10 protein-coding genes are annotated in these 11,924 nt (G+C 54.0%); 2 read left to right on the top strand and 8 right to left on the bottom strand.

All coding sequences use genetic code 11. The features are described from left to right. Positions 1-26: 26 nt before the first annotated feature. On the bottom strand, positions 27-1,259 hold the full coding sequence (locus tag MHN33_RS18770) for a lysine N(6)-hydroxylase/L-ornithine N(5)-oxygenase family protein (protein ID WP_239400241.1): 1,233 nt from the start codon (positions 1,257-1,259) through the stop codon (positions 27-29). Between the two features lie 268 nt (positions 1,260-1,527). Between MHN33_RS18770 and dapE the strand changes: the two genes are divergently transcribed. Continuing rightward, on the top strand, positions 1,528-2,751 hold the full coding sequence (gene dapE, locus MHN33_RS18765) for a succinyl-diaminopimelate desuccinylase (RefSeq protein WP_239400239.1): 1,224 nt from the start codon (positions 1,528-1,530) through the stop codon (positions 2,749-2,751). A gap of 25 nt (positions 2,752-2,776) precedes the next feature. Here dapE and MHN33_RS18760 read toward each other — a convergent pair whose 3' ends face one another. From MHN33_RS18760 to fhuF, 6 genes are all read right to left on the bottom strand, one after another. Next, complete coding sequence (locus tag MHN33_RS18760; protein ID WP_239400237.1) at positions 2,777-3,541, bottom strand: SDR family oxidoreductase; 765 nt, start codon at positions 3,539-3,541, stop codon at positions 2,777-2,779. Then, entirely contained in the window at positions 3,531-4,853 is a 1,323-nt protein-coding gene (locus tag MHN33_RS18755) for a condensation domain-containing protein (protein ID WP_239400235.1), read from the bottom strand. Before MHN33_RS18755 ends, MHN33_RS18760 begins: the two co-directional genes overlap by 11 nt. Next, positions 4,853-5,719: an isochorismatase family protein gene (locus MHN33_RS18750; RefSeq protein WP_239400233.1), complete on the bottom strand. Its 867-nt coding sequence runs from the start codon at positions 5,717-5,719 to the stop codon at positions 4,853-4,855. Before MHN33_RS18750 ends, MHN33_RS18755 begins: the two co-directional genes overlap by 1 nt. Positions 5,720-5,742: 23 nt before the next feature. Beyond that, a complete protein-coding gene (locus MHN33_RS18745) occupies positions 5,743-7,344 on the bottom strand; it encodes a (2,3-dihydroxybenzoyl)adenylate synthase (RefSeq protein ID WP_239400231.1) in 1,602 nt (533 codons plus the stop codon). Then, on the bottom strand, positions 7,341-8,579 hold the full coding sequence (locus MHN33_RS18740; protein WP_239400229.1) for an isochorismate synthase: 1,239 nt from the start codon (positions 8,577-8,579) through the stop codon (positions 7,341-7,343). The genes MHN33_RS18745 and MHN33_RS18740 overlap by 4 nt, the downstream gene beginning before the upstream one ends. 78 nt (positions 8,580-8,657) lie before the next feature. Beyond that, a complete protein-coding gene (gene fhuF / locus MHN33_RS18735) occupies positions 8,658-9,356 on the bottom strand; it encodes a siderophore-iron reductase FhuF (protein WP_239400227.1) in 699 nt (232 codons plus the stop codon). Between the two features lie 183 nt (positions 9,357-9,539). On the opposite strand from fhuF, the gene MHN33_RS18730 reads away from it, so the two are divergent. Beyond that, positions 9,540-11,177: a cyclic peptide export ABC transporter gene (locus tag MHN33_RS18730; RefSeq protein WP_239400225.1), complete on the top strand. Its 1,638-nt coding sequence runs from the start codon at positions 9,540-9,542 to the stop codon at positions 11,175-11,177. On the opposite strand, the gene MHN33_RS18725 is transcribed toward MHN33_RS18730, so the two are convergent. After that, complete coding sequence (locus MHN33_RS18725) at positions 11,174-11,863, bottom strand: 4'-phosphopantetheinyl transferase superfamily protein (RefSeq protein ID WP_239400223.1); 690 nt, start codon at positions 11,861-11,863, stop codon at positions 11,174-11,176. The two genes, MHN33_RS18730 and MHN33_RS18725, sit on opposite strands and share 4 nt — an antisense overlap. Between the last annotated feature and the right edge of the window lie 61 nt (positions 11,864-11,924).

The following is an 11,924-nucleotide window of genomic DNA, read 5'->3' as shown; positions in this document are numbered from 1 at the left end:
CGCGATGGAAGCCCGTAGAAGGGAGGTTACAGTTCGAGTGCGTCGACAATCTCAGCGGAGCGCACCGCCAGAATAGACAGCAGAGAATCGCTGATCCCGTGGGTCTGTTCGTTTACGCCCTGGGTGAAGATCTTGGGCTTAAACTGCTCGTTGGTTTCTAGCTGATAATGACGCGTGATGTTCGGCTGCAGCCATTCGCTCACCTGTTCAAGTAGCGGCGAGCGGCTTGGATACTGGTAACCCGTGGCCAGCACCAGTTGATCGTACTCAACCTGGCTGACGCCGTGGACAGTTTCCAGCTCCAGTACCACTTTGCCCTGAGCATTGATGCGGGCGCCGTTGACACTGGTACGGTTGCGGATCGCCAGACGATCTGTGCCGTTGAGTTTTTGCTGATACAGGCTGGCGTAAATGTGGTCGATCAGCGGTTCATCCACCACCGAATAGTTGGTGCTGCGAAACTCGTTAAAGTAACGATCCCGTTGTTCTGATGACTTGCTGAACACCACGTCGGTAAAGCCGGGATCAAAGATCTCATTAACAAACGGGCTGGAATCGGCTGGTTTCATTGCACCGGCACGCATGATCATATCGACCTCTGGCTGCTCAGTCATCGCGGCCAGATCGGCAAAGATCTCGGCGCCACTTTGCCCGGCCCCAATCACGGCAACGCGATCGCCGTCTCTCACCTTGTCTTTATTATGCAGGTATTGTGATGAATGCCAGACGTTTTCAGCGTCTTGTAATGCATCAAATGGCGCCGGCACTTTAGCCGAACCACCCACGCTGACCACCAGATGTTTGGTCAGACGCACACTTTGCTGGCCTTCGCTGTCGCGGCTGATCACTTTGAGATGGTCGACCCGGCCGTCCAAAAGCACAGGCTCCACGCCACAGACCTGCTCACCAAAATGACAGTGATCACGGAAGTGACTGGCGGCCCAGCCCAGGTAATCATTGAACTCATGTCGTGACGGATAGAAAGTTTTCAGGTTGATAAAGTTGTCGAGACGCTTGTTATGGTGCAGGTAGTTGATAAAGCTGAAGTGACTGGTTGGGTTACGCAGCGAGACCAGATCCTTTAAAAACGAGATCTGCATTGTGGTGTTGTCCAGCAACATGCCACCATGCCACAAAAAGTCTGGTTGCTTTTCGATAAAGCAGACTCGATCGCTCAGTTTATTTTGTTCCTGAAGGGCGATAGCCAGGGCCAGGTTGGCGGGACCAAATCCAATCCCAATCACGTCGTATAGTTTCATTGTTTTGCCTTTGATTACCTTAACCACACGCAAAGCTGCGTGAAATAGTGTTTCTTGCCTTTAAGGACGAAGGCTGCGGGCATTTCTTTAGGGCTGAGCCGGGGGAATTAGCCACAAACCACAGAGAAAAAAAGCGCTTTGATCCAGGGCAAAAACCCGGCAAATAATATGAATTTTTTAGCCACCGACTCGTCTAGCTAATCAATCGGGGCAAAGGATTTACTTTTGCCCGCAATTTCAATAACTAAGAATGAACGGGTAAAGCGATATGCAAGTTGCCGGAACGGTTCTGAAACGCTGTGCGACATTAAGTGAACAGGCCATTGCACTGACTCAGAAATTGGTGCGTTATAAATCCATTACCCCGGACGATGCCGGCAGCTTCAGCTTTTTAGTGCGCAAGTTACAGTCGCTAGGCTTTGACTGTCATGAAGTCACGCGCGAGGGGGTGCGTAATTTGGTCGCGAAACGGGTGTTTGGCCCCGGTGAAACACTGGCCTTTGCCGGGCATCTGGATGTGGTGCCACCCGGTCCGTTGGCATTGTGGCAAAGCCCGCCCTTTGTGGCCAGTATTCAGGATGGCCGACTGTATGGCCGTGGCGTTGCGGATATGAAGGGCGCGATCGCCTGTTTTATAGCTGCCGTAGAGTCTATTCTGACGCAGTGTACGCGTGGCAGCCTGATGTTTTTGATCACCTGTGATGAAGAAGGGGAGGCGGAGCATGGTACAGCCGCGCTGATGAGCTATCTTAAGCAGCAGGGCGTCGATCACTTGCCGGATTATTGCCTGGTAGGTGAGCCATCGAGTCGCAAAACACTGGGTGATGTGCTGAAAATTGGTCGTCGTGGCTCTTTGTCTGCACACATCCGGGTATACGGGCGCCAGGGGCATGTGGCCTATCCTCACAACTGCGACAATGCCACCCATCATACCGCGCGATTATTGCAGCGCTTACTGGCACTGGAGTGGGACAAAGGCACGCCTCAGATGCCAGGAACAACATTTCAGGTGACTCAGCTCAACAGCGGTGAGTTTGTGGATAACGTGGTGCCGGGGGCCTGTGATGTGTGTTTTAATATCCGCTACAGCAGCCGTTTTAACGAAGCGGAGCTGAAGCGCCTGATCGACGACATTCTGCTGGATCTTGACTTAAATTACGACATCGAGTGGCAACGTCCCTGTGCGCCGTATTTTAATCAGGCGGATGAGTTTGTGGCCTTGATCTGCAATGCCATCGAAGCGGTGGTGGATCGGGTGCCGGTACTGACCACAGATGGTGGTACTTCTGACGGGCGCTTTATTGCCTCCAGTCATACTCAGGTGATTGAATTTGGCCTCAGAAATGACAATATCCACCAGGTCAACGAATCGGCCGACGTCCGGGACATTGCCGATCTGGCGCACATCTATCAGTTAGTGATCCAGGCGTTTTGTCTTGACCCGCAACGTATTATGGATGCCCAGGCAGAGCAGCTGGAAGCGTTGACCTAATCGCTCAGGAGGATGGGGCGAGACGTTAAAACGTCGCGCCACCGTCAATGGTGAGCACCTGCAAGGTGGTATGAGAAGACAGAGTGGACGCCACAAACACGATACTGTCGGCAATTTCTTCGGCCGTCGCCAGTTTTTGTAACGGGATCCCTAATTTGTACTGGGCGGCAAAGCCATCAATAACCCGCTGGGCACCCTGATCATCGTGCCACATACCCGTTTGCATTGGCGTCAGCGTCGATCCGGGTGCTATGACATTGCAGCGCACGCCAAAGTTGGCCAGTTCCAGTCCGGCTGTGAGTGTCAGCTGAGTCACCGCAGCTTTGGAGGCGCAATAGGCTGCCATTTGCTGGCGTGGCGTATCAGCGGCGTTGGAGCCGACGGTTACCACCGCACCTTTGCCTTGTTGTTTAAAGTGGGATGTGCAGGCATGTAAAAAAGTGAACACTGCGGTGCTGTTGACGTGCTGGCAGTGTTGCCACTGTGCCAGCGTAAGCTGCTCCAGATCGCCCAGCTCCAGTATCCCGGCAACATTGATCAGGTTGTAAGGGGCGAGGCCTTCTGTGAGCAGCTTGTCCAGCTGCTGGGCGAGCTGCTCCGGCGCACTCAGATCACATTCCACCGCACGGTACAGCACACTGAGATCACTAAACTGACGATCAAAACCAATCACTTTGGCACCCAGGGCATGAAAACGCTGTGCAGCGGCCAGGCCAATGCCCTGGCCGACCCCACTGATCCACACCAGCTGGTCGCGATATTCCTGTTGTAATCTGGTATCAAACAGCATGGGGAGCTCCCGTGTTCAATGCATTGATGACCGCGCCGAGTGTGCGGTTTGGCTGTCCTGACCAGCAGCGGGCTGCGGCAAAGATCTGAGTCTGTACCTGCTGTTGCTCAGTATCTGTGTAGCGCGCGACATTGGCGTCGGTATCCAGCTTCGCCGGTTGGTCCTGCAGCAAATGCCATTGCAGCATAATATCGTCGGTGGCACCGGCGCTGAGAATATGTGACCGGCATGAGATCGCGCCGTATTTTGGGCTGCTTGAGAAGGGCAACAGGTTAACCGTCGGGCCGTACACATGCGGGCTGAGACCCTGTTTGTTGCGCTCACGCTTGAGCTCTTCCACCCGGAAGGTTTGCAGCGATTTAAGGGCTTTGATCCCCTGATTGATCACCCGGCAGCACTGACTGAGGGTCATTTCGGCATCCAGCTCCAGTGGCAGCGGCATTACGTTGCTCTGCACACAGGGCGTACTTAACTCTACCTGGTGCTGACGGTTCATCATGATCATGCCCAGGGTAACATGATACTGACCGGATTTAGCGACCAGTGCAGCGCATACGGCAGCGATCAGCAGCTCGGCATGGCCTGCCTGACATAAAGCGGCGGCGGACTGAATGGTATGCCAGTCGGTGCGACTCAAAGTGGCGCTTTGGCGGCGGTTGGCCTCAGTGATATCGGCATCCAGGGGGCTAAAGCTCTGAGGTGGTGGCGCATTTTCCAGCCAGGCGATCAGCGTGGCTTTGGCCACCTGCTGACGGGCCAGATAGGTTTCGCTGCGTTGCCATTCGAGCAACTGGCTTTGTGTACCAAAGCGCAGATTGGGCAGTGCCCGGCCTTTTTGCAGTGCGTTATAGCTGCGGTTCAGTGCCTGCGTAAACAGACCAAATCCGTAGCCGTCGAGCAGCAAATGGTGACCCACAATAAACAGCAGGTCTTGCTCTGGCGTGCGTACCAGCGTTAGTTTTAGCAAGGCCTCATCGGGCAATGAAAAACTCTGTGCCATATACGGTGCAACAAAGTCACTGGCAAAAGCCTGAATATCCTCTGGCTGGGTGTCCTGAGTTTGAATGTCGATCTGCGGCACGTCCTTGTTCGGGCGCAGCTGAGGCACAAAACTGGCGTCATGGACAAACCGGCCCGCCAGACAGTCGCTGCTTTGCCATACGTGGGCCAGCGCCTGTTGTAACATGGTTGCTAAGATCTGACCCTGAAACTCGATGCACTCGGCGACATTAAATAAGGTACCCCGGCCGCTGATGGTGTGCAGCAGCCACATGGCCTGCTGCGAGTCGGTTAATGGCAAAGCGCTGGACATCAGTCCTCCTTACGCTCTTCGAGCAGCTCAACCCAGGCGGCCAGCGTCGGGATCTGGGCCAGTTCAATAAAATTGGTCTCGATGCCTTGTTGTTGCCATAGGGCAATCAGGTTCATCACCTGTACGGAATCCAGGCCATAGTCGATGAGGCTTTCATGCTCGTCAAACTCATCGTCTTCGCAGTCGATAAGCGGCAGGATATGCGCTTTGAGGCCTTCAAGTGTGGTAATGTCCTGGGTTTCTTCACCCAGGATTTCGGCTACGGTGGCTACTTTACCACAGCGCCCGGCCACAAAGTTCAGTGCCATCAGGTGCTCATCGCGGCTGAAATCGGCAATGGCATCGGCAATGACAAAGGGCTGAATGTCACGCATAAAGGCGTCTACTGCGGTGGTCATCACCCCGATATGGCCATAGATACCGACGATCATCAGCTGGTCCCGGCCGCGCTCACGCAACTGATCTTCAAAGTCACATTTCTGGAAGGCGCTATAACGCCATTTGGTCAGTACTATGTCCTGTTCGCCCGGTGCCAGCGCATCAACAATCGGCTGCTGCGCCGGGTCTTGCAGGCCCGGGCCCCACATATCGCTGAGCAGCCCGCGTTCATGCTGACCCTGTTTGATCGGCTGCGCGGTATAAAACACCGGAATGCCCTGCTCGTAACAGAACTGCTTGAGGCGCAGAATATGGCTGATCATGGTTTCAATCAGCGGGTTGTTGTCGCCATAGTAGCCAACAAAATAATGCTGGACATCGTGGATCAGCAGAGCGGCACGATTGGCATCGAGCTGCCAGTCAACGCGGTTTTCGGGTAACTCCGCAGCGCGGGGTAACGGGTAATGGGATAGCTTAGGAATACTCATGGTGTTTTTGCTTCTTTTATTAATCAGGCCTGGCCGTCAAAGGTGGCGCGCAGGGCTTTTTTATCGACTTTGCCGACCGCAGTCAGGGGCAGGTTGGTGACAAACTGAAATTTATCGGGCACTTTGAAATCGGCGATCCCCAGCTGGCGCAGATATTTGCGCAGTTGCAAGGGCGTAAGCTTCTCGGCCGCGACCACAAAGGCGCAGCTTTTCTCGCCCAAAGTGACATCGGGCATAGAGACAATAGCGACCTGCTCGATATGCTGATGACCCAGTAAATGGTTTTCCACTTCTTCGGCCGCAATTTTCTCGCCGCCACGGTTGATCTGATCTTTATCACGCCCGACCACAATCAGGTGGCCTGAGGGCAGTTGCTTCACCAGATCGCCGGAAGCGTAAAAGCCGTCGGCATCAAATGCGCTGGCGTTATGCTGAGGTGACTTGTAATAGCCCCGGAAGGTATAAGGACCACGAGTCAGGAGCCTACCGGCTTCACCGGGGGCAACGGGCTGGCCGTGCTCATCGGTCACTTTAATTTCATCGTCCGGGCTGATCGGGCGCCCCTGGGTCGTTAGCACGAGTTCTTCTTCGTCATCGTGGCGAGTATAGTTCACCAGTCCTTCCGCCATACCAAAGACTTGTTGTAGTTGGGCGCCCAACACTGGCCTGACCTGCTCAGCCACGGTGCGGCTAAGTTTGGCACCGCCGACCTGGATCAGCGTCAGGCTGCTCAGGTCGTGATGGCTTTGCGGGGCGTGTTGTAACCACAGCTGCAGTGCCGGTGGCACCAGCGCCGTGTGGGTAATGGCAAAGTGCTCAATTAGGGGAAAGCAATTGCTGGGACTAGGATCTGAAGCCAGGATCACGGACCCTCCGGCTGCAAACACACCCAGTGCGCCAGGTGAGCTGAGCGGGAAGTTATGTGGTGCCGGCAGGGCACATAAATAGCGGGTATCGCCGTGCAACTGACAAATATCCCGGCTCGCGACGACAGAGTAAAGATAATCATTGTGGGTGCGTGGGATCAGTTTCGGGGTGCCTGTGCTGCCGCCAGAGAGTTGGAAAAACGCCACATGCTCTGGATTGAGCTCTGGCGCACAGAAGGAGCGTGACTGTAAATACGCCTGTTTCAGCTCGCTATTGCCCTTACTGTGATCAACCATAATGTGGCTAATACAGGCAAAGCGATTAAATAATTCCCGAGTGAATGACTCATCGGCAAACAGCGCCTGAGCCGATGAGACGATCAACAGCTTGGGCTGAAGAATTTCACAGTAGCTTTGCAGCTCAGTGCGTTGGTGGTTAAACAGGGCGCATACGGGAGCGACGCCGAGTTTAAGCAGGGCAAAGTAGCTGATATAAAATTCCACACAGTTGGGTAGTTGAACCAGTGCCGTATCGCCTTGTTGTAGTCCCTGAACAGCCAGATGGGCTGCCAGATTCGTGCTGTATTCATCGAGCTGCTGATAGCTCAGCTGTCGATTGGCATCGGCGACCGCAATGCCTTGTCCGTTATGCGCCAGCTGTTCGTACAAAATACTGGTGAGCGGTTTGTCCTGCCAGTAGCCCTGGGCTCGGTAATGGGCGGCCAGCTCTTTGGGCCACGGGGTATATTCAATACTCATAGTGTGTGTTTCGTTTCTAAGTGATAGGCATGCCGTACGTCTAGCGCGTTCAGCATAGTGTTTAATTTTGCTTCGGTTTCCAGCCACTCGGAGATGGGGTCGGACGCTGCGACAATGCCGGCACCGGCAAACAGGGTCGCCAGATTGGCCTGCAGATAACCACAGCGGATCACCACCACCCATTCACCATTGCCCTGGTTGTCACACCAGCCGACGATCCCTGAAAACAGGCCGCGGCCATGGCCTTCCAGCGCGTCAATGTGTTGGTAGGCAAGTGCAGTGGGCTTACCGCACAGCGCCGGTGTGGGGTGCAGGCGGTTTGCCAGCGCAATCGCACTCTGCCCTGGGGCTTTGAGTGTGCCTTCAATTACCGTAGATAAATGCCACATGGTGGCCGTACTGAGCAGATCGGGCTGCTCAGGGATATGCAGCTGGTCACACAGTGGACCGAGGATCTGGGCCATATCCTGCAACACGACGGCGTGTTCAAAGCGGTCTTTTTTCGACGCAAACAGGGTGGCGCGGCGCTGGGCTTCTACACTGGGGCAGGGGTCGCGGGGAATGGAACCGGCCAGGGGGTTACTGAAAATCTGCCCGTCCGTTTTGCGTAGCAGCAGCTCGGGGCTGACGCCCATCAGTACACCCGCGTTGTACTCAGTGTGCACATCGTGCAACTGAGCGGGGATAGAAAAGTGATAGCCGCTGGGACTTTGTGCCAGCAGTTGTGAGAGCACACCAACCTGATCCAGCGGCTGCTCAAAGTGCAGTTCAACTTGTTTACTGAGTACGATTTTATCCAGCTGGCCATCGGCAAACAGGGTTTTGGCGTCGCGTACGGTCTGCTCGAAATGAGCCCTGTCCTGTTTATACTGCACCGACTTTAAACGATTGGGCGTCTGAACAGACTGATGCTGTGCACTCAGACACTGCGCAAACAGTTGCTTATCCAGCGTGCAAACCTGTTCCGGGACAATAAACTGAGCCTGTTGTTGTTTACAAAATGGCACCACGCCGAAGGCAATGGTCTGTCCATTGCCCCTGGCCGCATGCGCGTCCAGCTGTTGTTGCAGAGCGCTGGTCAGTACCTCATTATCATTTATGGGTAAGGTAAAACGTCTGGCCACACCGCGGCTTATCAGGCATGACGACCCGGACACAAATAAACAGTCCTGCTCGGGCCTGAACTTGCCTAGTTCGTGCGTCTGGGTGGGCTCGGATAATTGACCAGCATGCATGGGTTTATTTTCCTCTGTTGACTCTGTCGATAGCAACGCTGATGCGAACTGCGTTCAGCGAGATGTGACCAAGACGACTCATTGCGAAAAAGATTTAGTCCTGCAGTCGATTTGCTTGCGGGCTGTTTTGCGTGCAGCCATGAATTCCGGGCGTTTCGGGCAGTCACCGCAGTAGTCTTTGTGCGGGTGTGCATGAAGCAAGCAGCATTCGCCTCGCACCCGCTTTCCTGAAGCTAGGTATTCATTGCGCTGTGCTTTGAACAGCGGGTTAGGCTGATCTTGCCAGCAGTGGCGGTGCAGTAGAGTCCGAATGTCTTGTTGCAGCCCAGAGGCATCAGGTAACACACTGGCGATGGTGGTGCTGATGTGACGCAGGCGAAACACCAGGTTGCTCCACAACACCCGCTCAGGGATGCAAAATTCGCTGCTGAGAAAGGCATGAAGCGGGGCAAAGTGTGCAAAGATCAGCGGATGATATTTGACCCTCGCGCAACTGGCTGGCGCAAAAGGCTGGCCACAGGTCTGCAACATCAGCCGCTGGGTGGCTAAACACAACTGAACGTGCTGCGCAGCCACGGGCAGGCCCCGGTTGAGCACACTGTGACTGAGTAGCACAGTTGGCAGCACTCTGACGCAATAGCGCATATGCCAGGTGGAGGCTTGTGCCCGGGGTTGTTCGATGCCTTCGTTTTGGGCCCAGCTGCGGATGGCGCTTTTCAACGCAGTCACCTCAGCAAATTGCTGTGCCAGAGTGGGCAAGTCTGGGGATTGTGACAAAGTGACGGCCTCGCCATATTCCCTGAAGGGCCCCTGGAAAAACGGTTGTAATGTTGGAAGCAAGCGTACCTCGAGGTTGATTTGCTACAAATACCGATACATAGACGTTTTGAGGGTGAATTTTTTTACTCCCTGTTCGTCACCACCTAAAGCAAATCCACGTCAGCATAGAAGAGAGACCCCGTGCTTGCAAAATTGATCCGTAATACCTGGTGGCGCTTTATCGCTACCGCACTCAGCAGTGTCTTGTTTGGTCTGATCAGCGTGTCGCTGGTTGCGCTGATCAACGAAATCATTAACAGTAACCAGGCTGGCCGCTCTGAGCAGTTTGTCTGGTTTGCCGTACTGGCCTGTCTGGGGGTGGGTTTACAGCTGGCTTCTAAATTACTCGCTGAACAGCTCAGCCAGCAAAGTCAGGCTACCGTACGTCGTGAAGTGGCAGAGCACGTAATAGGCGCGCAGTTCAGCCATGTCGAAGCGCAGGGGGCCGGTAAGATCAAATCGTGTCTGACTGAGCACAGCCTCAAAGTGGCGGAGTTTTTCCAGAGCCTGCCGAATATTCTCAGTAATGCCATGGTGGTACTGGGCAGCTTTGTTTATATGGCCTGGCTCGACTGGCAGGTGTTTTTGTTTGCCCTGTTGACGTTGGTACTGGGTTCTGTCGGTTACAGTCTGGCCAACGCCAGTGCCTTTCGTAAAGTGACTGAAGCCGCGAAAATTCAGGATACCTTGTACGATCAGTTCGATGCCATCTACGCCGGCGCAAAAGAGCTAAAATTGCACCGGGAAAAGCGTGAAAGCTTCTTCCAGGAGGTGATTGGCAGCACCATCTCTTTACTGCAAAAACGTCGTGTACAGGGGGCCAGTATGTATCACTACGCGGCGTCCTGGGGAGGTTTCAGTGTATTTGCATTTATTGGTGGCGCACTGTTTTACCTCTCCGCGCCCGGCGCGGATAGCGGTAAAGTGATGTCGGGCTTTGCGCTGTTATTTCTGTATATGCTGACGCCGTTAGAAGTGATGCTGGCCGCCATTCCTAAAGCCGCCGCGGCGAAGGCCTCGGCAAATACCATTGCCTCTTTGACCGAAGAAATGGCGCTGATGCCGCACAGCAGTGAGGCTATGACCGACTTCAATGAACTTGCTCTGACAGACATCAGCCACGGTTATTACCATGAACAAAGTGATGAAGTGTTTGCCCTGACCCCCATCAATCTGACTCTGCGCAAAGGTGAGTTAGTGTATCTGGTCGGTGGTAATGGCAGTGGTAAAACGACCTTTGCCAAACTGTTGTGTGGCCTGTTTGAGGCGCGCCAGGGGCAAATACTGGTAGATGGACAAGCGGTGCAGTCGGCGCAGTTTGATGACTATCGCCAGCTGTTCAGTACAGTATTCAGTGATTTTTACCTCTTTGATCGGGTCTTGGGCTGTCAGGGACAGGCGTTGGAAGACAAAGGTAATGCTTTGATCCGAAAGCTTAATTTGCATCACAAGGTGGCAATTAAAGATGGTGCTTTTACCACCCAAAAGCTCTCGCAGGGTCAGCGTAAACGCCTTGCTCTGGTGGTGGCGTATATGGAAGACAGACCGTTTTATATCTTTGATGAATGGGCGGCGGATCAGGATCCAGTCTTTAAGGAGGTGTTCTATCGTGAGCTGTTGCCTGAGCTGAGTGCACAGGGCAAAACGGTACTGGTGATCACCCACGATGATAAGTATTTTGGCCTGGCCGACCGGCTGCTAAAAATGGACAACGGGTGTCTCAGCGAGCCTGGAGGGTTGGCTGCTGAGGCAACGTCACAGCAAGCGGCGCTGGCTTAAGGCGCCGCGCGCAGACAGCACTCGGTCAGTACCAGCTCATTATTGAGTTGATAATACACACTGACTTGAGTGCCCTGTGGCAGGATCTCATGGAGCGTTTCTGTGAGCGTAAAGTGTAGCTGGTTATCGCTGTGTTCAATCAGGCATGCGGCCTCAAAACCAAAAAAGCGTTGGACTACAGGGTACAGTGCCTTAAAAATGCTTTCTTTGGCGGAAAAGATCAGCGTTAGCGGGCAAGCATGATCTTTGCTCAGCTGCTCAAATGCCGGCCGTTCTGTTTTTCCCAGTATTTGTGTTTGTAGTTCCTGCTCTTGCCTGAGCGTCATCTTTTTTTCCAGATCTATGCCCAATCCCAGCACCGAGGGGTCATCACAGGCCATGGCCATGGCCAGTTCCTGAGTATGGGTAATGGTGCCCTGAATGCCCGATGGCCACACCGGTGCACGACTTTCTGCACTGGCAATGATAGTGTGGGGCTGTCCCAGCATTTTCAGCGCCTGACTGGCACAGTGGCGCCCGGCCAGATATTCGGCTTTACGTTTGGCAACAGCTCGGCTCAGTTTTTCCGGCAGCGGCTGGGTGTAGCGTGAAAAATCACTGTCCTGATAGGCTGCTACGCTAAAAGTGCTGCTATAGCTGGCGAATGGCAGCTGGGGTGTGAATAATTCGGCTGGTGTTAACGACATATGACTCCCTCAATTAGTGGCAGTCATATTACCGATATAAGGAAATGTTGCAAGTTCGCTC

Source organism: Pseudoalteromonas sp. OOF1S-7 (assembly GCF_022347765.1).
GTDB lineage: Bacteria > Pseudomonadota > Gammaproteobacteria > Enterobacterales > Alteromonadaceae > Pseudoalteromonas.
The sequence above is the reverse complement of the archived record's forward strand: the minus strand, read 5'-3'. Positions and strand labels throughout refer to the sequence as shown.

What these genes read in the sequence shown, in the direction of transcription:
- MHN33_RS18770 (WP_239400241.1), bottom strand. Translation starts at nt 1,259, where the DNA reads ATGAAACTATACGACGTGATTGGGATTGGATTTGGTCCCGCCAACCTG.
- dapE (WP_239400239.1), top strand. Translation starts at nt 1,528, where the DNA reads ATGCAAGTTGCCGGAACGGTTCTGAAACGCTGTGCGACATTAAGTGAA.
- MHN33_RS18760 (WP_239400237.1), bottom strand. Translation starts at nt 3,541, where the DNA reads ATGCTGTTTGATACCAGATTACAACAGGAATATCGCGACCAGCTGGTG.
- MHN33_RS18755 (WP_239400235.1), bottom strand. Translation starts at nt 4,853, where the DNA reads ATGTCCAGCGCTTTGCCATTAACCGACTCGCAGCAGGCCATGTGGCTG.
- MHN33_RS18750 (WP_239400233.1), bottom strand. Translation starts at nt 5,719, where the DNA reads ATGAGTATTCCTAAGCTATCCCATTACCCGTTACCCCGCGCTGCGGAG.
- MHN33_RS18745 (WP_239400231.1), bottom strand. Translation starts at nt 7,344, where the DNA reads ATGAGTATTGAATATACCCCGTGGCCCAAAGAGCTGGCCGCCCATTAC.
- MHN33_RS18740 (WP_239400229.1), bottom strand. Translation starts at nt 8,579, where the DNA reads ATGCATGCTGGTCAATTATCCGAGCCCACCCAGACGCACGAACTAGGC.
- MHN33_RS18725 (WP_239400223.1), bottom strand. Translation starts at nt 11,863, where the DNA reads ATGTCGTTAACACCAGCCGAATTATTCACACCCCAGCTGCCATTCGCC.